This is a genomic window from Streptomyces sp. NPDC002838 (genome assembly GCF_040295365.1).
Taxonomy (GTDB): domain Bacteria; phylum Actinomycetota; class Actinomycetes; order Streptomycetales; family Streptomycetaceae; genus Streptomyces.
Genome location: NZ_JBEOVF010000047.1, coordinates 42,759 through 65,206 on the forward strand (window position 1 = coordinate 42,759; position 22,448 = coordinate 65,206).

General features: G+C 68.2%; 19 protein-coding genes and 3 pseudogenes. 8 read left to right on the top strand and 14 right to left on the bottom strand.

Translation table 11 applies throughout. From position 1 onward, the window contains the following. The first annotated feature begins 221 nt into the window (after positions 1 to 221). Both ABT063_RS40145 and ABT063_RS40150 read left to right on the top strand, forming a co-directional pair. On the top strand, positions 222 to 1,316 hold the full coding sequence (locus ABT063_RS40145; RefSeq protein ID WP_351065722.1) for a peptidoglycan-binding domain-containing protein: 1,095 nt from the start codon (positions 222 to 224) through the stop codon (positions 1,314 to 1,316). Positions 1,317 to 1,776: 460 nt separating this feature from the next. Beyond that, positions 1,777 to 1,954: pseudogene (locus tag ABT063_RS40150) on the top strand (AAA family ATPase); the annotation flags it as partial. 639 nt (positions 1,955 to 2,593) lie between these two features. Here ABT063_RS40150 and ABT063_RS40155 read toward each other — a convergent pair. The 3 genes from ABT063_RS40155 to ABT063_RS40165 form a co-directional block, all read right to left on the bottom strand. Then, positions 2,594 to 2,980 (bottom strand): MarR family transcriptional regulator, encoded by a 387-nt coding sequence (locus tag ABT063_RS40155; RefSeq protein WP_351065724.1) that lies wholly within the window; start codon positions 2,978 to 2,980, stop codon positions 2,594 to 2,596. 154 nt (positions 2,981 to 3,134) lie between these two features. Continuing rightward, positions 3,135 to 5,144 carry an FtsX-like permease family protein gene (locus ABT063_RS40160; RefSeq protein WP_351065726.1) on the bottom strand — a complete coding sequence of 670 codons (2,010 nt, stop codon included), beginning with the start codon at positions 5,142 to 5,144 and terminating at the stop codon, positions 3,135 to 3,137. Next, entirely contained in the window at positions 5,141 to 5,863 is a 723-nt protein-coding gene (locus ABT063_RS40165) for an ABC transporter ATP-binding protein (RefSeq protein WP_351065728.1), read from the bottom strand. The genes ABT063_RS40160 and ABT063_RS40165 overlap by 4 nt, the downstream gene beginning before the upstream one ends. Positions 5,864 to 5,902: 39 nt before the next feature. On the opposite strand from ABT063_RS40165, the gene ABT063_RS40170 reads away from it, so the two are divergent. Both ABT063_RS40170 and ABT063_RS40175 read left to right on the top strand, forming a co-directional pair. Then, a complete protein-coding gene (locus tag ABT063_RS40170) occupies positions 5,903 to 7,222 on the top strand; it encodes a sensor histidine kinase (protein WP_351065730.1) in 1,320 nt (439 codons plus the stop codon). Beyond that, positions 7,219 to 7,878, top strand: a complete 660-nt coding sequence (locus ABT063_RS40175) for a response regulator (RefSeq protein WP_351065732.1) — start codon at positions 7,219 to 7,221, stop codon at positions 7,876 to 7,878. Before ABT063_RS40170 ends, ABT063_RS40175 begins: the two co-directional genes overlap by 4 nt. A 525-nt stretch (positions 7,879 to 8,403) precedes the next feature. Here ABT063_RS40175 and ABT063_RS40180 read toward each other — a convergent pair. The 9 genes and pseudogenes from ABT063_RS40180 to ABT063_RS40220 all read right to left on the bottom strand — a co-directional run. Further along, a pseudogene (locus ABT063_RS40180) lies at positions 8,404 to 8,619 on the bottom strand (CHAT domain-containing protein); the annotation flags it as partial. 161 nt (positions 8,620 to 8,780) lie between these two features. Next, positions 8,781 to 9,191 (bottom strand): PIN domain-containing protein, encoded by a 411-nt coding sequence (locus ABT063_RS40185; protein ID WP_351065734.1) that lies wholly within the window; start codon positions 9,189 to 9,191, stop codon positions 8,781 to 8,783. Further along, positions 9,188 to 9,409, bottom strand: coding sequence for a type II toxin-antitoxin system VapB family antitoxin (locus ABT063_RS40190; RefSeq protein ID WP_270082585.1), 222 nt, complete (start codon positions 9,407 to 9,409; stop codon positions 9,188 to 9,190). The genes ABT063_RS40185 and ABT063_RS40190 overlap by 4 nt, the downstream gene beginning before the upstream one ends. Before the next feature lie 958 nt (positions 9,410 to 10,367). Further along, positions 10,368 to 10,691, bottom strand: a complete 324-nt coding sequence (locus ABT063_RS40195; RefSeq protein WP_351065736.1) for a hypothetical protein — start codon at positions 10,689 to 10,691, stop codon at positions 10,368 to 10,370. Further along, complete coding sequence (locus ABT063_RS40200) at positions 10,688 to 11,905, bottom strand: Shedu anti-phage system protein SduA domain-containing protein (protein WP_351065738.1); 1,218 nt, start codon at positions 11,903 to 11,905, stop codon at positions 10,688 to 10,690. Before ABT063_RS40200 ends, ABT063_RS40195 begins: the two co-directional genes overlap by 4 nt. 368 nt (positions 11,906 to 12,273) lie before the next feature. Next, positions 12,274 to 12,732, bottom strand: a pseudogene (locus ABT063_RS40205) (site-specific integrase); the annotation flags it as partial. Positions 12,733 to 12,906: 174 nt separating this feature from the next. Further along, the gene (locus ABT063_RS40210) at positions 12,907 to 13,635 is read right to left on the bottom strand and encodes a GntR family transcriptional regulator (RefSeq protein ID WP_351065740.1); all 729 of its coding nucleotides are present in this window, start codon (positions 13,633 to 13,635) and stop codon (positions 12,907 to 12,909) included. Between the two features lie 65 nt (positions 13,636 to 13,700). Continuing rightward, positions 13,701 to 14,165 carry an ATP-binding protein gene (locus ABT063_RS40215; protein WP_351065742.1) on the bottom strand — a complete coding sequence of 155 codons (465 nt, stop codon included), beginning with the start codon at positions 14,163 to 14,165 and terminating at the stop codon, positions 13,701 to 13,703. A 277-nt stretch (positions 14,166 to 14,442) separates the two neighbouring features. Beyond that, the gene (locus ABT063_RS40220; RefSeq protein WP_351065744.1) at positions 14,443 to 15,183 is read right to left on the bottom strand and encodes a GntR family transcriptional regulator; all 741 of its coding nucleotides are present in this window, start codon (positions 15,181 to 15,183) and stop codon (positions 14,443 to 14,445) included. Positions 15,184 to 15,273: 90 nt separating this feature from the next. Between ABT063_RS40220 and ABT063_RS40225 the strand changes: the two genes are divergently transcribed. The 4 genes from ABT063_RS40225 (at position 15,274) to ABT063_RS40240 (ending at position 19,482) form a co-directional block, all read left to right on the top strand. After that, positions 15,274 to 16,395, top strand: a complete 1,122-nt coding sequence (locus ABT063_RS40225; protein ID WP_351065746.1) for a DUF1152 domain-containing protein — start codon at positions 15,274 to 15,276, stop codon at positions 16,393 to 16,395. Continuing rightward, positions 16,392 to 16,655, top strand: a complete 264-nt coding sequence (locus ABT063_RS40230; protein WP_351065747.1) for a hypothetical protein — start codon at positions 16,392 to 16,394, stop codon at positions 16,653 to 16,655. Before ABT063_RS40225 ends, ABT063_RS40230 begins: the two co-directional genes overlap by 4 nt. 233 nt (positions 16,656 to 16,888) lie before the next feature. Beyond that, positions 16,889 to 18,088: an IS110 family RNA-guided transposase gene (locus ABT063_RS40235; protein WP_351065749.1), complete on the top strand. Its 1,200-nt coding sequence runs from the start codon at positions 16,889 to 16,891 to the stop codon at positions 18,086 to 18,088. A 236-nt stretch (positions 18,089 to 18,324) separates the two neighbouring features. Then, positions 18,325 to 19,482 carry a DUF4365 domain-containing protein gene (locus ABT063_RS40240; RefSeq protein WP_351065750.1) on the top strand — a complete coding sequence of 386 codons (1,158 nt, stop codon included), beginning with the start codon at positions 18,325 to 18,327 and terminating at the stop codon, positions 19,480 to 19,482. A gap of 357 nt (positions 19,483 to 19,839) precedes the next feature. Here ABT063_RS40240 and ABT063_RS40245 read toward each other — a convergent pair whose 3' ends face one another. Together ABT063_RS40245 and ABT063_RS40250 are read right to left on the bottom strand one after the other, a co-directional pair. After that, positions 19,840 to 20,139, bottom strand: a complete 300-nt coding sequence (locus tag ABT063_RS40245; protein WP_351065752.1) for a hypothetical protein — start codon at positions 20,137 to 20,139, stop codon at positions 19,840 to 19,842. A gap of 440 nt (positions 20,140 to 20,579) precedes the next feature. Continuing rightward, positions 20,580 to 22,202, bottom strand: a complete 1,623-nt coding sequence (locus ABT063_RS40250) for an MFS transporter (RefSeq protein WP_351065754.1) — start codon at positions 22,200 to 22,202, stop codon at positions 20,580 to 20,582. Positions 22,203 to 22,448: the final 246 nt, after the last annotated feature.

Below are 22,448 nucleotides of genomic sequence, written 5' to 3' on the forward strand. Positions count from 1 at the left end.
GAGGGGACGGGGCGTGCGTGTCCCTCCGGTCCACCCAGTGATCCGGACGAAACCCCCTGGCTAGTCCCGTCCTTCGCAACAACGCCGGGCCCGGGCAGCAATCCTTGCCATCGTGATGACCCGTCAAGCGCCGCAGGCGGCACTCGATGAACGACAAGCATTCCAAGCCCTGCTCGGCCCACTCGGCTCGGCGTGCCACAACAAAAGGAATACGGGGAATCATGTCTCTTCGCAGCCGACTCACGCGCCGCGCGCAGGTCACTCTCATAGGCGTCGCCGCCGGAGGTGTCGCGGCCGCAATCGCCGTCGCACCATCGCTCGCCGACAGCGACTCCTCGAAGCTGGCGACGGTCGCCGCCCAGAAGGAGACCGACTATGGGCCCGAGCCCGAGGCCGACAGCAAGCTCGTCACCCAGGCCGGCGAGCTGTCGACCATGGCCACGGCCACGCTCTCGCGCGACACGATGATCAACCGGGCCCGTACCTGGCTCACGGCCAACAATGGAGCCCCGGTCCCCTACAGCATGGAGCGCACTTGGAAGGACGGCTACCGCCAGGACTGCTCCGGCTATGTCTCCATGGCGCTCGGGCTGGGGAAGCCCGGCCTGAACACCGTCGGGCTGGCCGACTCGCGAAACGGCGTCACCACACGGCTCAGCAGCATGAGTCAGCTCGAGAAGGGTGACCTGCTGATCGACTACAGCACCACTGACGGCGATTTCCGTCACGTAGTGATCTTCGAGAAGTGGGCCGACACGTCGCACAGCGCCTACTGGGCGTACGAACAGCGCGGTACGTACGGCACGACCCACCGGCAGCTCAAGTACGGGATCGGCAGTGACAACTACGACCCCTTCCGCCCGGTCAACCTGGGTGACGGCGGTGGCGGCGGACAGCTCCCCTCCCCGGGTGTCTCCTGGCCGATCCTCCAGAGCGGTTCCAAGGGCGCGGACGTGCGGTCCGCCCAGCAGCTGCTGACCGCGCGGGGCTACACGGTCGAGGCCGACGGCATCTTCGGCCCGAATACCCGCTCCGCGGTGATCCAGTTCCAGAAGTCCCGCTCCCTGGCCGCTGACGGCGTCATCGGCCCGAACACCTGGTCAAAGCTGATCACGACGGTGCAGTACGGCTCGTCCGGCCAGGCGGTGACGGCAGCACAGACGCAGCTGAACGTCTACGGCTACGGCCTCGCGACCGACGGCAGGTTCGGCTCGAAGACGAAGTCTGCGACGGTCGCCTTCCAGAAGAACCACCACTTGCAGGCCGACGGCGTCATCGGCCCGGAGACCTGGCGCGCCCTGCTCGGCACCCGCTGACGCGAGCGGTCCCGGCGGCCGACCGACGGCTCCTTCCCACTGCGCCCGCAGCGGGAAGGAGCCGTCGCTGTGCATCCGTGGAGCCGATGGAGGCGTGGCAGCGTCCCGAGGGCTACTGGCTGGGCACGGCACGCTCGTACGCCGACTCGCCGGGCTGGTCGGAGCAGGACCCGATCGGGGGCGCACGGTGGTGAGACTGAACGCGGATGCGCTGGACGGCGCGCGTGGGACCCCGCGGATATGTGAGCGCTCCCCGGACCGGTGTGACTGAGCGCCTCAGTTGGCGAGTTTCGCCGACCCGGACGCTCAGAGTTCAGCTTGGGGACGTTGAGGAGCCGCCTCGGCACGCATTGGAACGGCTGCGCGACCGACCGCACGCACGGCAGCAACGAGTAAGAGGTGCTGGTCCCGACGACCTGGAGGCACGTACGTCATCCGAGTCCTGGGCGACACTGGTCGAGTGATTGTCGAACGCGCGTATGCCCACCTCTCCTCGTACGACGAGGACACCTGGCCCTGGTCCGTGCCCTGCGTCCGGCAGCTGCTCAACGAAGGGCTGCGCTTCACCGCACCGGTGACCTTTCTGGTCGGTGAGAACGGCTCGGGGAAGTCAACCCTGGTCGAGGCGCGCGAGGGGCGCGCGGTGCTGCAGGGGCCTTCCCAACACGGCTGCCGGTGTACGGAACCCGGCCGGAGATCTGACCGACCGGGTTCTGTATGGCCACCGCGTTGTCATGCTTCTTCGGCCGGCGTTCCCTCCTCAGCTGCCTCGCGTAGTTGCTACCGGACCTCGGTGTCGATGCCCTGGGCCAGCCTGCGCTGATGCTTCGCCGTCGAGTGCTCCTGCAATGCCGCCCTTCCAGCCGACGCTCGCTCCCAAGGATCGGCAGTCCGCCGGCCACGGAGAGGGGCTCCCAGCGGCCCCGTCCGCACGGTGTGCCCTTGGCGTGCCCGTAAGACCGGTAAACCACGGTCAACAGCGGTGCGATCCCGCACCTTCGGGCGCTGGACCGAGAGACATTTGCCCAGGTCAGAAGCTATCTGGCCGCGCAAGCGCCGTCGCTTCCCAAGCTGAGAGCGCGAGTTCGATTCTCGTCACCCGCTCCACGACTAAGGCCCAGGTCAGAGACCGGGGCCTTTTTGCTGCCCGTCGTGATCAGTGCTCGCGTGCCAGATTCGTGCCAGAACGCCGGGCAGCAGGCCGACCAGTCGGCGGACCGGTCAGGCCCGGGACATCTCTGGGCGGTGGCACTCCAAGCCGACGGGCGGCTGGGTGCTCATCTGCGCCGCCAGGGCAGCGCGTCCGGATCGGCACCGGTGTCATCCGCGCGCTGGAAGGAGGCGTTGATCGCCTCGCCGGTCTCGGTGAACTGCCGGATCGGTTCCGGGTCAGGGCGTCGAAGACCGTGCGACGTACAGCCTCGACGTGACTTGGAGCGGCCTGTTCCATCAGCCGCGCGCCCTCGTCGGTGAGGACGGCCAGCCGGATGGGGATTGACCGGGTCCTCGCGGCGCCGCACATGGCCGGCGTCCTGGAGGCGTGTGACGGCGTGGGGCAGGCGGCTGCGGGTGATCTTCAGAAGCCGTGCCGGCTCCGACATGGTGAGGGCGCGCTCAGGCTCCGCCGACAGGTGGACGAGCAGCTCGTAGTCGTAGCGAGTCAAGCCGGAGTCGCGCCTGAGCTGCCGGTTGGGGTAGTCGCCCAGATGCGTCGAGAAGTCGAGGTAGGCGCGCCAAGCCCGGACGCCTGGCGCGGCCGTACGCCGACTCCGTGTGCCGCAGGGGCTGGGCCCGGCCGTCGGGCTCAGCCCCGAGCGCTCACTCTCCCCGTGCCCCCGCCTGCCGGGTGACCGTCCGCAGCAGAGGACGGCTCAGCCCGGCGGCCGTCAGGGTTCCGGCGAACCCGGCGGCGCAGCACACCGCGAGAACGATCAGGCCGCGTGCGTCGAACGACGAGTCGCCGCCGGCCAGCGTCAGCGATCCCCCGCACAGCAGCCCCGTCGCGACGGACCCGCCCGCCAGCACCGTGACCGGGATCAGCGTCTCCCGGTTCCGGGCGGCGTCCAGGACCCGCAACGGGGTCCCGGCCAGGTACAGCAGGCCGTAGGTGCGGCGGCGGTCCAGGACGCTGGCGGCCGCGGTGATCCCGGCCGAGGTGATGGCGACTGTGAACGTCACCACGAGCACCACCCGGGTGATGGTCGTGAAGTCCCGGGTGAACCGTGCCTCGGACCAGTTCACATCGGTGCCGGTGACCGGGTACTGATCGGGTGTCAGGCCGGTCAGCGCGGTACGGGCGCGGTCCAGCTCGGCCGGGCCGCCGGACACGGTGGCGGTGACCTGGCGGCTGTCGTAGGGGGCCTCGGCCACGAAGCCGTCGTCCACCCCGATCACCGCGGTCACCCCGGCGGCGCGCAGACGTTGTTCGGCCAGCGTCCATACCTGCGCCACCTTGTTGTCCGGGGCGGCGATGGCGAGCTGGTCGGGCCGTCCTCCCCACGGGGGAGCGGCGTCCAGGGTGAGCAGGGCGAAGAACCCGGCTACGAAACCGGCCAGGGTGAGCCCGGAGACGATCCGCCAGGCGGCCTTCGGATCGTCGAGCAGCCGGCGCCCGGCCAGCAGCGTCGCCGGCCGCTTGGCCAGGGCGGTGACGGTCCTGCCGAGCAGCCGAACCACCCAGGGCCCGATCACGGCCAGCGCCAGGAAGACCGCGGCGAACGCGTACAGCGCCATGGAGTCGTCGCTCCCGTACTTCTTGGAGATCCAGCCGTATCCGGCGACGACGGCCACGAAGACCACCGCCCGCACGGCGCTCGCTCCCCGGCTGCGCGACCGGCGTGCCACGCCCAGCGGGCCGACGACCACCTGACGGAGCCCGGCGAGCGCGCTGACCACGACCAGCGCGACCACCCCGGCCGTCACCGCCAGCAGTGGCGGTGCGCCGATCCACAGGTCGGCTGTGTACCAGGAGCCGCCCGCGAGCGGCAGACTCGCTGCCACCGGCAGCAGCACCGCGTACCCCACGGCACCGAGCAGCGCCCCGGCCGTCCCGGTCAGCAACGCCTCGGCGGCCGTCAGCCCGGCGATACGGCCCGGCGTGGCGCCGATCAGGCGTAGTGCGGCGAGCCGCTGGTCTCGGCGGGAGACCGACAGCCGGGCGGCGGAGGCCCCCAGCACCAGCAGCGGAACGACGACGAGGACGGTGGCGAGCCGGGCCAGGAACTCGTACATCCTGCCCGTGCCGTCCGCGAGCTGCGCGCCGGTGAAGGATGCGACGCGGGTGGGGGAGGCGATGTCGCCGATCCGGCGCGGATCGGGCGCGCGGGGGGCGGTGACCGCCGGGTCGGTGGAGCGGTGTCCGACCACCGCGACGAGTTCGCCGGGGTGGGCCAGCGCCGCGCGGCCCAGCGTTCCGGTGGGTGTGCCGGGGACCGGGTGGCGGTCGGCGGGCAGCCTGTCGAGCAGGGCGCCGAGCGCCGGGGAGACCCACAGTTCGCCCGGGGCGGGGAAGCGGTCGAGGCCGGGCGGGGCGGGAGCGGTGCGTCCGGGCAGCCGGGCGACGTCCACGACGGTGACGGGCACTCCCCGGCTGAACGTCGTGCCGACCGCCTCGACGGCCACCGGACGGGAGGACTCCACCGGGTTGCGCCAGTCGGTGCGGTCCGAGCGGTGCTGGAAGCCCAGGTTCATCGCGACGCACAGCAGCAGCAGTGTGGTGGACACGGCCGCCGCCGCGACCGCGAGCCCGGTGGCGAGCAGGCCGGTGCGGCCACCGGCCCGGGCGAGCCGCCAGGTCAGCGCCCAGGTGGTGCGGTCCAGTGCCCTCATCGCCGGTACCCCGCCTTCGCCTCGGCGCCGGTCTCCGTCTCGGCCTGGGCTCCGGCCAGCCGGCCGTCGCGGACCTGCACCATGCGGTCGCACCAGCGGGCCACGTTCGCGTCGTGGGTGACCACGACCAGTGCGGCGCCCTGGCGGCGGCTGACCTCCACCAGCAGGCGGATCACCTCCATGCCGGTGGCCTGGTCCAGCGCGCCGGTCGGCTCGTCCGCGAAGATCACCTTCGGGCGGCCGACCAGGGCCCGGGCGATGGCCACCCGCTGCGCCTGGCCCCCGGACAGCTGTCCGGGACGCCGGCCCTCCAGGCCCTGCAGGCCCAGCGGCCCGAACCACTGCCGGGCCTGCTCGACGGCCTCCCGGCGCACCGTGCCGCCGAGCATCAGCGGCAGGGCCACGTTCTCGTCGGCGGGCAGTTCCGGCAGCAGCTGGCCGGACTGGAAGACGAAGCCGAACGCGGTGCGGCGCAGCTCGCTGCGGGCCGGTTCGCGGAGCTGGTCGATCCGCTTGCCGTCCAGCAGGACTTCACCGGAGTCGGGCCGTTCGATCACGGCCAGGCAGTGCAGCAGGGTGGATTTGCCGGAGCCGGACGGGCCCATGACGGCCAGTGACTCGCCGGCCGTCACGTCGATGTCGACGCCGACCAGGGCGCGGGTCATGCCGTAGGACTTGAACAGGCCGGTGCCGGTCAGGACGGCGGAGGGGGTGTTCATCGGGCGGTCTCCCCGGAGAGGACGGTGATCATCAGGTGCATGCCGTCCACGATCGGGGCGCACGGTTTCCGGCGGACTCGGCCGGACGGCCGGTTGTGGTGGCCGGACATCGGCCATTCGGCCGAGTCCGCCGGGAATCGCCGCTTCCGTATGCTGCCGGGCGTGTACTCCGAAACTCCGCTGGCCCGACGAGCGCTGATGGCCGCCGGCTGGATCGTCCTTTCCCTGGTGTGGCTGCTGGACCTGTTCGCCGGTCGGGAGCCCGACTACCGCTGGACCAGCTGGCTGCCGATCGTGTCCGGCCCTCTGGCCTGCGCGGCGCTGCTGTGGCCCGGCCGTCGGCCGAGCATGCAGGTACGGGCCGCGCTCGTCGCCGGCGGCTCGCTGGTCCTCACGGTCGGGATCGGCGCGTTCGCGGGCCCGGACGGTGCCGGTACCTGGGGGCTGCTGGAGAGCGTCGCTCTGCTGGTGCTGTTGTCCCGTGCGGTGTGGGCGGTGCCGGGCCCGAGGACCGCGGCGGCCGTGTCGGCCGCACTGACCGTGGCGGTCATCGTGATCCCGCTGCGCTGGCTGCCGAGGGACATCCAGTACGACAGCCAGACCGCCGTCACCGGGTCCCTGCTGATGTCGCTCGCCGCCGGCACGGCTCTCGCCTGGGGTCTGCGGGCACGGCTGCTGGAGGAGCATCGGGCCCGCGACATCGCCGCCGTGCGCCAGCGCCAGCGCCTGGAACTCGCCCACGACCTGCACGACTTCGTCGCCCACCACGTCACCGGCATCATCGTCCAGGCCAATGCCGCACTGACCCTCCGGCATACCGCACCGGAACAGGTCGGGCCGCTGCTGGAGAACATCACCCGGTCCGGATCGGAGGCACTGGACTCGATGCGCCGTCTGGTGCGGGTCCTGCGCGAGGACGACCACGCGGGCGTCCGGCCCGGCGAGGTGTGGGCAGAACTCGCCCGCCTGGTCTCCGCATTCTCCGGAGAGGAAGCGGACGCCCAGCTGCACGTCGCCGCGGCGGCCCGCGAGGTACGGCTCGCCCCCGAGGTGGAGACGTCCGTGCACCGCGTGGTGCAGGAGGCATTGACCAACGTGCGCCGGCACGCGTCCGGCGCCGCGGTCGCGGTACGGGTCGACGTGGACGGGCACCGGCTGCGGGTCGAGGTGCACAACACGGCACCGGCCGCGCGTCACCCCGTCCCCGTCGGCGGACGCGGCGGCTTCGGGCTGGTCGGCCTGCGTGAACGCGTCGAAGCGGTGGAGGGCACGCTGACCGCCGCCCCCACCGACGACGGCGGCTGGCGGGTGACCGCCGCCTTCCCGGTGCTGGCCGCTGTGGCAGGATCACCGGCGTGAACGATGCGGCGATCCGGGTGCTGATCGCGGACGACCAGGAGCTCGTCCGCATGGGCTTCCGGCTGATCCTCGGCGCCCAGCCCGGCATCGAGGTGGTCGGTGAGGCCGGCGACGGCGCCGCCTGCGTGGAACTCGCCCGCCGGCTGCGGCCGGACGTGTGCCTGGTCGACATCCGGATGCCGAAACTGGACGGCCTGGACGTCACCCGGGCGCTGGCGGGCCCCACAGTCCACACCCCGATGAGGGTCGTCGTGATCACCACGTTCGACCAGGACGACTACGTGCACACCGCGCTGCGCAACGGGGCCTGCGGCTTCCTGCTCAAGGACGCCCCGCCCAGCCTGCTGATCGAGGCGGTGCGGGCCGCCGCCCGCGGCGACGCGCTGGTCTCCCCCGCCGTCACCGTCCGATTGCTGAAGGAACTGTCCTCCACGCGGCCCGAGCCGGATGCCGCCTGCCCGCTCACCGAACGGGAACTGGACGTGGCCCGGCTGGTCGCGGTGGGCCGGACCAACCAGGAGATCTGCGACCAGCTGGTGGTGTCGCTGTCCACCGTCAAGACGCACCTGGCCAACATCCAGCAGAAGATCGACGCCCGCAACCGGGTCGAGATCGCCGCCTGGGCGTGGGAGTGCGGCATGGTCCGGGAGCGATAGGGGCGGCTGCACAGCCGCTGCGCCGGAGCTGTTCACGGTGGCGCCGACCGCCTTGTTGAGCCGGTGGGCGACGAAAACGCCCACCGCGGTGGTGCCACCGGCCAGGACGACAAGGGGCAGGACCGTCTCGCGGACCCGGGCCGCGTGCGGCAACTTCAGCGCCCGGGCACCCGGCGCATCTTGGAGCCGAAGCCACGCACTGTCTCGATGAATCCGCTGCTGATCTTCGCGTGCAGCCGCTGCAGATGTCCTTACATGCCCTTGCGAAGGCAGATTGAGGTCCGTTACCAGCAGTTCCCTGGGCTCGGCGAGGTTGACGGGCACCGAGACCGTCACCCGGCTGGGCGGGCAGGGAGGCGCGTCCGGGCCACCGCGCGCTGGGCCTTCTCCCGCGCCGACAGGGGTGATGGGCGATGGGCGATGCTTCAGTCGGTGGCGGGGAACGGAGGCGACCCCGTGTTCCACGGCACCAGCGATCTGCTTCCACGAAGACGACCGGCCCCGCATGTGCACCCTGCCGGAGCCGGCCCGCAGCCCGGTGTAGAAGGCACCGGCGACGGTGACCGAGGTCTCGTCGCCGATCTCCCAGAGGGTTCCCCGATGACATGGGGGAACCCGGCGATCTGCAGGGGCGGCGGTCAGATGGATCGGCTCGTCGGCCAGAAGTCCGGGCTCCACGACCGCGGTGTGGCAGGCCGAGAGATACGCCAGCTCCGCGCAGTCCAGGTGGACCGCTGCCAGCCTGTCTTCGCAGGAAAGCCGCTCTCCGCCGGGGAAACCGTGTTCGCCAGTGCGTGGGGTCTGCTGTCCATCAGCAAGGCGACCACATGGTCAATGACACCCCTCCAAGACCGTGTTCGGAACTTTTCCCCGTCCGCAACCTGTCGGGCGGCGGAGGCACCTCAGGCGATGTCGTGGACGTTGTGCTCGGTCAGGTCGGAGGCGTGCCGGGCAACAGCTCGGTAGTCGGCGTCGTCGTGGAGGACAGTCAGACCATGGTGGGCCGCTGTAGCGGCGATCATGAGGTCCACCGCCGAGGCACTGCGATGGTTCCCGGCCTGGGCCATACGGTGCTGCACCGCGCCGATCCAGCGCCCTGCGTTCTTCGGCACTGACACATCGGGGTAGAGATCGGTGAACATTTCCGCGATCTCGTCGTACTCGCGGCCGTTTCGGGCGCTGTGGAGGAACTCGGCCCGCTGCACGTAGCAGGATGCGACGGCTCCGGCATCGATCGCGTCGTACCAGGCCGACTGCAGCTTTGGATCGCGGAGCAGCCGGACCAGGCCGGAGGTGTCGAGCAAGTAGATCACCGGCTGCGCTTCTCCGCCCGGTGCAGCCGTTCGGCATCCTCGACGGCACCCCACTCACGCGCACGCTCGAAGTGACGGCTGATGCGCGCCGCACGCTCCTGCTGCTCGGCGTAGAAGTGCAGAGCGAGATTGACCGCCTCCTTCTTGGTCCTGACCTTGGACAGAGCCATGGCGCGTTCCAGGGCGTCGTCGTCGATGTCGATCTGGGTCACAGACATACCGCACCTCCCACACAATGTTGATGATGTACATCGAAGAATACGTCACCAACATACGCAGGTCCACGTCTGAGTGTCGGCTGCCGACAGTGCAGGCGCGACAGACACTCCAGATCAGCGCGAGAGACGATGCGGTCCGGTCGGCGCAAGAGTCGCGTGCACCTACACCGGGCTGCGAGCGGCGCCCGTGCCCACAGCGTGCCCGTAAGAGCGGACAACCACGTCAACAGCGGTGCGATCCGACCCTCGCGACCACCTCAGAGGGAAGGTACCTGCGCAGGTCAAAGCTATTGAGCCCACCCAAGCGCCGTCGCTTCCCAAGCTGAGAGCGCGAGTTCGATTCTCGTCACCCGCTCTTCTTGAAGCCCCAGGTCAGTGGCCTGGGGCTTGCTTATTGATGAGCCGTCGCTGCGTTTCGCGGGCCTCCCGCCGTCGACGATTGGGCACGCGGAGGGCACGAGTTCCTTGAGGCGGCAAGCCGCCCGCATCGCAGCACGGCACTGACCTGCTCTTTGACGTAGCTGAGCGAGAGGTTCGCACGGTCCGAGCCCTCAGCCCGCCGTTCCCGGACAACACCGGACACCCGCCCCACACCGCACCTCGTCGTGGGTGGATGCAAATCTCTTGCGAAGGCGGGCACTTGACCGCGAAGGAGCCTGCATCAGAGCGGAAGGTCGCCAGGGAGTACCCGAGCGGCCTCCTGCCCGCTTCGATTGTCGGCCTCATGGCGACTGCAGCTACGACGCTGACGTCCCCACGCCGTTTTGCGCAGCGTGTCCAAGCTTGCCGACGTTACCGGCGATGCCGTACCTGCAGACGACGACCACCCTGGCCGCGGGCGCCCAAGTCACGGACGGCGGGGCGGAGGACATCCTGGGCAGAGCAGGGCTCATGTGCAGGGGCCTGGCCGCCTCCCCTGAGCCAGGCCCGTCCGTTGAGGCCTCAGCACGATGCGTGGTCAGGTCCGTCCCTGCCGTAGATGGCGGGAAGCGGCGAGGCAGGAGGACAGCCATGTCGCCTCCTCGCGGTTGATGATCAGGTCCGCAACGGTGATCATCCCGTCCATCGGGCCGTCGAGCCGAATCGAGTGGTCACCGACGAGGAACATCTTCCAGTCCGCGTCGCTGTGCCAGAGCCGAGCGGCTTTCTCGCCCCGACGCTGGGCGAACACGAGTTCCTCTCCGTACTCGTTCATGAAGTATCCGACGTAGTCCTTGTCGGTGATCTCACCGCCGCACAAGCGGGCCAGGAGCGGTTCGATCGCGGGTGGTGTGTCGGTCATGCGGCGGACTCCTCGTCCGGGTCGGGGTCTGCGTCCTGCCGTGCCGATGACAGAGCCAGCATGCGGGAGGCTGAATCCAGCAGGGTCTCGTATGTGATCACTTCTATGCGCGCCTGGTGTGTGTTGTAGGTTCGCAGCGTCTCCGCGATCTCCTGGGAGGTGACGTCCCCGGTCACGTACCGCGGGTGTCCGATCACGACCGTCGCCGACGCCCGGCGGGTGTCGACTCCGTGCTCGGCCAGGATGCTCGGGCGGTTCTCGTCCATGGCCCGGAGGTAGTTCTGCGCCTGGGAGACCGCGCGGTGCGCTGGGGCACCCAACATGAGGTGGCCGGAGCGTCGTATGACCAGGTCCTTGATGTTGGCGCGCTTGAGCTCCACCACGTGCAGGGAACCGTCGCCGCGCAGGAGCGGGATGTCGAGGATGGCGTCCGGGGTGTACTGCCGGCGTGCCAGCTCGGCCACGTAGGCCCCGCCGAAGATCCATTCCTGGTTCTTCAGACAGCCATGGAGGGCACTCTCGGAGCTGTCCGGGTCCTCCACCGCGGTACGCAGGGCCGCCAGGCCGACCTGCCTGGCCCGCAGTTCGAGCAACTGGGCCAGCATGCCGGCGTCGACATCGGCCAGGACGTCGCTCATCATCCGGGCGGCCTCGGCGGAGGCGGGCCGGGGCAGGTTGCGGAGGACCATCTCCATGTGTCCGTATTCCTGGAGTCGCCTCGCCTCCTTGGTGGAGAGCCGGATCCCGCCCTCGCCGTCCCCGAGGCCCAGGTAGTCGACGGACTGGGCTATGCCGCGAAAGAGGTCACGGGCGTCGGCGGCGCTTGCGCCGGGCTTGTCGCGGCACAGCACGTCAAGGGCGGCGACCGCCCTGTCCGCACCCAGTGCGGCCATCCTGCGCATGTGTTTCTCGCTGCGCTGTCGGGCTTCGTCGTCGTAGTAGTTCTCAAGGATGTCCAGGAACAGTTCGCCTCCGGCATAGGCGGCGAAGCGCTGAAAGCGCTGGGCGAATGCGAAGTCGCCTTGGAGGATGGCCTCTTGGGCCACGTCCTCCAAGGCGTTCACCAGCGGCCTGCCCTTGCCGTACGTCCCACCGAGGCCGCCCATGATGTGCAGCACCGCGTCGACGCGCTCCCGGACGCGCGCGTCCTCAGTCAGTTCCCGTGCCGTCTGGACCAGTTGCCAGAGCGTAAAGCCGGATCGAAATGTCGTCACGCGGGCACACTAGGGCCGGCCACTGACAACCACGCGGCAGCAGTCTCTGTGCACGCGCGAAGACGTTCCCCGACTGGACGTCCGACCGAGTCCGGCTCGACACCGTGCCCGTCCGAGAACGCACTCTGCCCACCAGTCTTCGCGCCCCGTGCCCATAGCGTGCCCGTAAGAGCGGACAGCCACGGTCAACAGCGGCGCGATCCGACCCGCACGACCGCCCGAGCAAATGCCATCTGCGCAGGTCATAGACATAAGGGCCAGTCGAGCGCCGTCGCTTCCCAAGCTGAGAGCGCGAGTTCGATTCTCGTCACCCGCTCCATGATGAAGGCCCAGGTCAGCGACCTGGGCCCTTTTGCTGTCCGTCGTGATCACTCGCCGCGTGCCAGATTCGCGCCAGAACGCTGATCGTCTGGATCACCGGTGCCTTCATCTGGCACGGCCGCAGCTTCCTGCGCTTGCTTCTGCGCTTCGTGGCGTGCCCTGCGCACGGTCACGTCGAGCCCGGCAGCAACTTCTTGCTGACGCTCGTCGTCGGAGTGTTGATAGATCAGCGCGGCCTTCTCGGAGGACTGCCCGGCGCGGACCATCGTGTCTTTGAGCGTGGCGCCGGAGCGCGTCGACAGCGTGTGCCCCGTGTGCCGGAGGTCGTAGAACCGAAAGCCCTCGGGCATGCCGACGATCTCCCGCGCCTTCCGCCACTTCCGCCCGAACGTGCTGCACCGGAAGAGAGCACCCTTCTCGCCGACGAGGAGCAGCCCATCGGGGCCCGGCTCGGCGTAGCTGTCCAGGTGCCAGCGGAGCTCCCGGCGGAGGAACGCGGGAAGGAGCTTCGGTGAGCAGGATCGTGGCGGTCGGGGCGTCAATGCGGATCACACGCACAGAGATTTCTCCTTCTGAGTCGATCAACCTGCCACCCGACAAGTTGACTTAGCAAGTTCGAAGCTAGGGATGACAGGTTGACTTGTCAAGCGGAGTGAGGGCGAACTTGCCTGGACCAGGCGTCAGTTCAAGCGATAGGTGTCTTCGAGTTCCTGACGATCAGCAGGAAGCAGCACGTCAGAGACTTGCAGCGCCCGCCCGGACGCATCGCACGCGATGACCAGGACACTGAGCACGGGCACGCCATCCGGCAAGCCCAGAAGCTCGGCTTCACCACTGTCAGGCAGTCGAGCCGAGACCCGTTCCGTCACATGGTCGAAGCGGACCTTCTTCCGAGCTTCCACATGCTCGCGCACACTGCCGCTCATGGCTTCGGCGCTCGCCAGCTCGGTGTCCTGGACCAGGCCGGCGGGGAAGTACGACGAGACCAACTCGACCGCTTCGCCGTCACCCTCCACCAGGAAGCGGCGCATGAGGACCTTGGCTCGCTTCGGGAGCCCGAGCGCCGAGGCGACCCGCGCCGGAACAGGGACTTCAGCGACTTCGACCAGGCGTCCCGAGGCCCGCGACTCATCGCGCTCCAGCGCCTCACGACCCCGCCGATCCTTCTGCTCCACAACCTCCGGACGGCCCCGAACGATCGTGCCGTACCCCTGCCGGGACTCCAGCCAGCCGTCGCGCTTCAGCAGCTCCAGCGCCCGCACGACGGTCGGGCGGGACATCCCGAAGGCTTGCACCAGCTGGTTCTCGCTGGGCACCCGAGTACCAGGCGGATAGGTGCCGTCCTCGATGCGGCGCTGGATCGTCTGCGCGAGGCGAACGTATTTCGGTGCCGCCACTTCATACGCCATGAACGCCGCCGCCTGTCGAGATTGGCCAAGTCAACTGGTCAACCAGACTAGCGACAACTGGACCATCACAACAGGATCGGCCCGAAGCCCTCGTTGGACGGCCACGCGTCGGCAACGGTGAAGGAGACAACTGTCCCGCCGAACCGACTTGGACCCGAGTGCCACGACTCGGCGATGGAGTCGACGAGGAGCAGCCCGCGCCCGTGGGCATCGCTGGCATCCGGTTGCCGCATGCGCACGCTCGCCGGGAACCCCGGATTGTGCACTTCGATTCGAAGCGACGTCTCCACGCGATACCACTCAACCCGCACCATCCAGGACTCGTCCGCCCGCCCGTAGAGAATGGCGTTGGTCACCAGCTCCGAGATCATCAACGTGCAGTCGTCGATCGAGCAGGCCGGGTTGTACGGGGCGATGAACTTCCGGAACCAGCGCCGGACCCGAGGTGCAGACTCCGCGACGGGTTGCAAGGTCATGGCACCGAGTCGCGGTGAGTCCGCAGAGGGAAAGCGGTCGATCGTATAGGCCATCCGCACGCACTCCTTGCCGCTGCCGTCACAGTCGAGACAGCGCCGTTTCGATGTGGCACGGAGGCGGTCATCGGCCGTGGAGAGCGCCAGAGCCGTACGGGAGCCGACGCGCTTCCAACCGCGCCCTCGACACCCCCGGCAAGTTGCACGCGCGCCCTGGTCCGGCCGCTGACTCGTCACTCCGTGCCCCCTTCCGTCCAAGTGGCCTTAGCCACTTCGTGGATGGTGGCATTAGCCACTTCGATTGCGCAAGCCATTCGGCGCAACTGCCAGACCATCAGGTGAGCGGGTAGCCCTGTTCGAACGCCCAGCGATGCGGGGGATATGTGGCTTCGGCGAACTCCAACGGCCGGTCCTGGAGGTCGAAGACGACGTGATGAACGATCAGGACCGCAGACCCCGGCTCCAGCTGGAGATCCGCCGCTTCCTCCTCCGTCGCACTGCGAGCGCACATACGATCCTCGGCGTAACTCCCCTGACGGCCCGTCATCTTCTCGACGTACATGAGAGTCCCCTCCTGGATCCGCTCCGGCTCCAGGAGCTTCGGCCCACGCTGGCCGACGTCCGGAGCGAACCACGAGGTGGACAGCGTGATCGGCCCGTCCTGGTTGTTCGTCACCCGCCGCCGATGCACTGCCCGACGGTCCTTGACCAGGCCCAATGCCTCAACGACGTGATCAGGCGCCTCCATCCAACCGGCCGAAGTGATCACCGCATACTCACCAGGCGTGTAGATCTTCCCGGTCTGCCGAGCACGCCCGTACAACTCGCGCGCCCGCCGGTTGACCTCCAGGCTCCGCACGTACGTGCCCGACCCCTGACGCTTCTCGACGAACCCCTGATGACTCAGCGCTTCCAACGACCGCGCGGCAGTGGGCCGGGACACCTTCCAGTCCGCCGCCAACTGCCGCTCCGAGGGAACCTCGTCCCCCGGCCGCAGGTCACCCCGAAGAATCCGATCACGGATGTAGTGCGCGATCTGGAGATACTTCGGCTGAGCCTCTTCGATCTGAGGCATGTCTCCTCCTCACCATCCTGGTCCAAGTGGCTATGGCCTTTAGCCACTATAGGGTGAGTGGTCAACACCCGACCCCGTAGGCTGAACTGCATGAAGCGGTTGATCGTCGCAGCAGGAGGAGGGGGCGACGCAGTCGCCGCCGCAATGCTTCATGCCGCCCTCTACGGCGACGAGGACCAGGCGGTGATCCTCACGTACGCGTGGGACCGCCTGTTGATCGACCCAGTTCCGGGCCCCCGAGGACCGGACAACTTCACCGGCCTCCAACAGCTCACCCCAACGGTCTGGGCAGTGCCGGCCGAGGCCCGCCCGATCGCTCCGGCAGGCTCCACCCTCCCCCGACTCGCAGCAGAGCTCCCGCACACCTTCGCACTGATCGACCCGCACCACGGAGCCGAGGGCATCACCCGCCAACTCGAAGAGCTGGTAAGCCACTTCTCCCCCGAGTCGATCGACCTCCTGGACGTAGGCGGCGACATCCTCGCCCGAGGAGACGAACCGACACTGAAGAGCCCGCTTGCCGACGCCGTCACGCTCGCCGCCTGCTGCCAGGTGAAAGCCCCGATCCGCCTCCTGGTGGCAGGCCCCGGTCTGGACGGCGAACTACCTCACGATCAACTGCGCGGAACGCTCGGCCCACTCGTCCACACCTTCTCAGCGAAAGACGTGGAGCCGATCAGCTCGGTCCTGGAGTGGCACCCCTCCGAAGCAACCGGGATGCTCGCGGCGACAGCCCGAGGAGTACGCGGCACGTGCGAGATGCGGGACGCCGGACTCCCCGTACCCCTCACCGACGAAGGGCCGACCGTCCATGAGGTCGACTTGGACGACGCGTTGAGCCGCAACCAGCTGGCCCGCGCCATCACGGCGACCACCACCCTGGACGAGGTAGAGGCACACAGCCGCGAAATCTGCGGCTACTCGGAGATCGACTACGAGCGCAACAAGGCCGCATGGCTCAAAGACCAGCCACCAGTGCAGCTTGACCCCCAGGCCGTGCTGTCCCAACTCGACCAGTTCGAAGCCGAGGCCAGGAACCGCGGAGTCACCCACACAACGTTCCGCCGCATCACCGAGGCGTTGAACCTCAACGGCTCCCTACGCGAGGATCTGCGCCAACTGCTGATCGGCAGTCATCCGGAGCGGTACGACGCGCCGCTGTGGCGCATCACAGCCACCGGTACCTCCAACCAGGGGGAACTCAGGGCATGAGCGCATTCGGCAGCGACTTCAGTCTGGACACTGTGCGCGACGTGACCGGCAACGGCACTGAAGTCGATGTGGCCACCAACCTGTTGACCGGTGACATCAGACTGTCGATCCTCTGGACGCAAGAAATCGTGCTATCTCCTGATGCCGCCGAAGAGGTAGCCCAAGCACTTATTCGGGCTGCTCAACAGGGACGCAGAATCGCAGCCGACGAAACGCCGGAGATCACTACGAGCGACACCCAAGACTCAGCCGAAGCCTGAGTAACAACCTTCTTCACGGGTTCAAGGCGGCTCCGTAAGTTGTTCGGTGGCCCGGGAGGGCCGGATGTGGCTTCAAAGCAGCTTGCCGACCGTGGCTCGGCTGGAGTGGCCGTCCGGCCCTCCGGGGCGCCCTGGTCGCTGATTGAAATACGCGGAACGCGTCGCTGTTTACGGAGCTGACGACGGGGTGTCCTACGGGCCCGACGGCAGGAACTCGGCTGTGGGAGGGACGCGTGAGCAAACAGCGGGCCCGGATATGGGTCGGTATCGACGCAGGCAAGGGCCATCACTGGGCCGCAGTGGTCGACGAGACCGGCGCGACTCTGTGGTCGAAGAAGATCGAAAATGACGAGTCGGCGATCCTGACCGCGCTCGGCGAGATCCTGGACCTGGCCGACGAGGTTCACTGGGCGGTGGACATCTCCAGCAGGTCCTCCGCCCTCTTGCTGGCGCTGCTGGCAGCCCACGGCCAAAAGGCCGTCTATGTGCCCGGCCGCACCGTCAACCGCATGGCAGGCGCCTACCGGGGCGAGGCCAAGACAGATGCCCGCGACGCCTACGTCATCGCCGAAACCGCCCGCCACCGACGGGACTTCAACACCCTCGACGTGCCCGCGCAGCTGGCCGCCGAACTCGCGCTCCTGACCGCCCACCGCACAGACCTGATCACCGACCGAGTGCGGACGCTCAACCGGCTTCGCGACGTGCTCACCGGCATGTTCCCCGCCCTGGAGCGCGCCTTCGACTACTCGGCCCGCAAGGGCGCGCTGGTACTGCTGACCGGCTACCAGACCCCGGCCGTTCTCCGCCGACGCGGCGTGGCCCGCCTGACGGCCTGGCTGGTCAATCGAGGTGTCCGCGACGCGGAGAGCGTGGCCGCCGCAGCCGTGGAAGCGGCCCAGGCCCAGCACACCGCACTGCCCGGCGAGGACACCGCCGCACAGATCGTCGCCGACCTGGCCACGCAGATTCTGGCCCTGGACGACCGGCTGGGGCGCATCGACCGGCAGATCCGCGACACCTTCCGCACCCACCCGCAGGCCGAGATCATCGAGTCCCTGCCCGGCATCGGCCCCATCCTCGCAGCCGAGTTCGTCGTCGCCGCAGGCGACCTGACCGCCTACGCCGACGCCGGCCACCTGGCCTCAGCCGCCGGACTGGTCCCCGTCCCCCGCGATTCCGGCCGCCGCACCGGCAACCTGCACCGACCCAAGCGCTACAGCCGCCGCCTGCGCAGAGTCTTCTACCTCTCCGCGCAGACCAGCATCATCCGCGACGGCCCCAACCGTGAGTACTACCTCAAGAAACGCGGCGAGGGCTGCAAACACGTCCAGGCCGTCATCGCCCTCGCACGACGCCGCACCAGTGTGCTGTGGGCCCTCCTGCGCGACAACCGACCCTTCACCCCCACCCCACCTACGCAGACGGCCTGACTCAACTCGACGTCACAGAGTCGGCAACGTGGTTGAGGCCGGTGGGAGTGCAGCGAGACACACGCGCGCCTGATCCGTCGGCGTGCCCGCCGTCGTGGCTAACTTTCGTCGGCTGAGGCACAGACGATCTCCTCGACGAGACACCGGCAGCGGAGGACCCCCGCGGCCTTGACTCGGTCATTTAAACTCCAGCCCAAAGCCGCTCCACCGACCTATGATTCTGGCATCCTGCTTGTATGGAGTTCGCTTCGCATAGCGCAGCACCAAGGCGCAAGAGGCTACGGAATACCAGACAGACCGAGCGCGAGGGCGTAAACGCACTCCGCACTTTCCTAGAGAAGCAAGAATGCGTAATACAGGAAGTTGACACCGCTAACGACTTCGGGAAGGACTTGCTGGTTGACCTAACGACAAACCGTGAGATTACCGGTGAGACAATTGCCGTGCAAGTCAAGAGCGGGGGCAGCTTTTCCCGTGGTGCCACTTGGGGCATCCCCGCCTCTTCGGTAGACCTTTACACTTGGTTTGAGTCCTCAATTCCAATCTATGGAGTGGTCTATGACCCGACCGAGCGACGTTTCCACTGGATGAATCTAAGCTCATACGTCCATGAAGAAATGGATGCCCGCTACGATCACAAGAATGTCGGGAAGCCGGTAGCGGAAGACAGGGAGCGCTTCAAAGGGCATTTCGTCCCCTTCCCCGAGGGGCAGACTCTCGACACCGACACCTGGGACCGCTTCACCGAAGAGGTAAGGGACTACCTCCATCGATTCGGCGGGCATGCTCTCCTCGACCTCATGGCGGAAGACACCTCGGCGCAACTAACAGCGGTACATGATTGCTTCGCTCTTGGGCGAGGGGACGCGCGAGCTCTGCTGCTCGTTCGCCACACCATCACTAAACTGTCCGATCGGGCACTGCTGGCAGCAGTCCATGCACTCTCTCACTGCGCTTCCCATCCGGATATCGCTTGGAGTGAGAAAAACTGGATTCCCCAGGATGTCAGAGACCGAGTAAAGGCTTCCTTCAACTGGTCGCCGGACGAGCTCCTGCACATGATTCGTGAAGTGGAACTGGCGGCAAGCGAGGGATTCCCCGCCTGGGAGCGCGGCGGCTACGGGCAGAGCGTCATTGTGCTGCTCTGGGACAGTCCAGACCTCTGCGACAATCTTCATTCCGCGCTTCTGCTGGCGTGTCAGGGACTCGACGCCGACGTAGCATTCCAGACCCTTGTTATCTATCAATACTTCCTCGGCATCAAAAAACCCGAAGCTAACCTAAAGGCCAGAGTGTCACGCCTCACCAAAAGGCATCCGATGCTCTCCCAGCATGACTTCTCGTCCGAGTTCCTGAGTCTGATCGAAGAGTTCGGGTGGGTAGACATGTTTTAGCTACCAGTTACTACTCCGCGCGTTGGGCGTGTCGTCAGCACCTCTACGCACGAGCGCCCTCCCGGGCCGTCCTCGGGCCGTGGAAGGGCGCTCAACGATGACCAACGTCGACAACTGCCGACAGCTCAGCAGCAGGTCAGGACGTTGACCGATGAGGCGGCCGCAGGTCACGGCCGCCGATGATCAGTTGTGGCTGTACAGCAACGAAGTACAGCAACCCCAGCAACCGACAACGTCCGGCAGCGTCCCTCCCGGGCCGTAGCGCGACCGATATGACCGCCACCGACCGATCCACATAGAGCTACGGATCAGAAGGTCGCGCAGTGAGACAGCCCGCGTTGCTGGGCCGTAGACCCCTCAAGCACCCACCGGCTGTCGCCGCTCGTAGTGGTAGTGCACGTCCGAGAACTTCGGCGGCGCGGACGGCTCCGGATAGCCCACCTCTTCGACAACCGGTTGGAGCCGCGAGAAGAACGCATCGAACGCCTCGGTCGATTCCCACAGGTCGATGACGCGTAGTCCCGCGTCCGTAATGATTGCCGTGTGGAACAGCAGCCCTTCAGGGGGCTGGTCCGCTCGCGCGCCCACGCGCCGATCCACGGTGTCGTACTGCTGCGCTGTCACTCCCGGAAACTCGATCTCCATCAGTACAGCCATGAGAACCCTCCGATGATGGCGGCGAACCCCAGCCGCCAAGCGACGGCCCATCTCACTTTCAGGCTCCCCCCAGAGCTCTGGGTGCGCAAAGCGGGCGTTCGGAGCGAGGAAGTACCGGGACCGCTGGCAGCAGTAAGGCGCAGCCGGTACAGCGGAGCCATGATCGAACTTACGAGGCAGTGATCGTCCGGCGCACCACAAGCGCACCAGATCGAGCGGGGAACAGCGGGGAATCACGGTGAAACCAGCCAAGCCCGACGAGGCCACGCCCCGCCCATTCGCCCAGGTCAGCGCCCCAACCAGCCTCAGAAAGCCTCAGCTTCCCAAGCTGAGAGCGCGAGTTCGATTCTCGTCACCCGCTCCAAGTGAAACCCCCAGCTCAGAGACCCGGGGGTTCTTTGTTGTCTTGAACAGTGGACGGCTTCGGCCCCCACTGACGCTCATGGCCTGAGGGCTGCCGTAACCGGTTCCCCGGCCGCCGTCTCGGACTCCGTCCCCGTCTCGGACTCCGTCCCCGTCTCGGACTCCGTCCCCGTCTCGGACTCCGTCCCCGTCTCGACGGGGGCGGCCGCACCGATCGCCGGGATGTGCCGCAGCAGCGTCGCCGCCAGGACTGCCGTCACCAGTGCTAAGGCCGCACTCATGGTGGCCGCCGTCTGAAGCCCGGTGGTGAAGGCGTCCTTCGCGGCGGCCAGCAGCGCGGCACCGTCCGGGAGGCGTTCCGCGGCGGCGATCGCTGCACCCATGGTGTCCTTGGCCGAGGCGGGGGCTTCGTCGGGGATCTCGCCACGGTAGACCGCGACCGCGAGGGTACCCGTGACCGCGATGCCCAGGGCCAGGCCCAGGTCGTAGGCCGTCTGGCCGGTCGCCGCGGCGGCCCCCGCCTTCTCCTCAGGCGCGGCGCCGACCGCCAGTACTGTGCCGAGGACGCTGATCGGGGCGACCCCGAACATGATCACGGTCAGCCCCAGCGAGGCGGTCAGGACGCCCTCGGACAAAGCGATCGCCGCGTAGCCGGTGAGAGAGAGCAGCAGGCCGCCGGCCAGGACGTACGCCGGACGGATCCGGCGTGCGAGGACCGGGGTGAACTGGGAGCCGACGATCAGCCCCGCCGCTCCGGGCAACAGCCACAGTCCGGCCTCCAGCGGCGACTGTCCCGCCACGGCCTGCAGATACTGCGGGACGAGGTACTCGACGCCGTTCAGGGCGGTCATCCCGAGCAGCAGGGTGAGGAGCGCCCCGGTGAAGGCCCGATCATGAAAGAGCCTCAGGTCCAGCAGCGGCCTGGCCAGCCGGTTCTGCCTGCGTACGAACGCGACAGTGCAGACCGCGCCGGCCACGAAGGCGACAGCGGGCTCCCAGGTGGAGGCGCCCGAGGCCAGGCTCTTGATCGCGTATACCACCGGCAGAACGGCCAGCAGGAACAGCGCGACACTCGCCAGGTCCATCCGTCCCGGGGCCGGGTCGCGGTACTCGGGCAGCAGCGCCCGGGCTGTGCCCAGCGCGAGCAGCATGATGGGTACGCCCATGAGGAAAACCGAACCCCACCACCAGCTCGCCAGCATCACACCGCCGACGACCGGTCCGACGGCGAGGCCGACCGAGAGCGCGGTCACCCACATCGCGACGGCCGTCGCGCGCTGGCGCGGGTCGGTGAACATGTGGCTGATCAGGGAGAGCGTGGACGGAAGCACGGCCGCGCCGGCGATACCGAGCAGCGCACGGGCCGCGATCAGCACCTCCGGGCTCGGGGCGTACGCGGCGATCAGCGAAGCCGCGATGAACCCGGTCGAGCCGGCCATCAGCAGCTTGCGGCGGCCCATGCGGTCGCCGAGCGTGCCCATGATCACCAGGGTTCCGGCGGTCAGGAACCCGTAAATGTCGGTGGTCCACAGGAGCTCGGCGCTGCTGGGCCGCAGATCGGCGGCGAGATAGGGCGTAGCCAGCCACAGCACGCCGAGGTCGGCGGTCATCAGGGCCACGGGGAGCAGCAGGGTGGCGAGCCCGAGCCACTGCCGGGCGCCTGCCTTCTCGGGGGCCCGGGAAGCAATGTCTGAGGTCATGGGGCGACTGTGCGGGGCGGTGTTTCGGATCCGGCTCGGACGGTGTTGCGGTGGTGTTCGGGAGGGTGCGGATGCCCTAAGGGGTGCTTGCACTATGAGCGTCCGATGAGGTCGTCGCGTGGTCTGGTGCCGTGCATCGCAAGGCGCCGGGAAGCCCTCGATGGGGGTGCCCCCTGCTCGAACGCAGGCGAGAGCTTGGGGGAGGAGCTACGTGGGCTTTTCGGCAACGCGGCGAGGTGCGGTGCC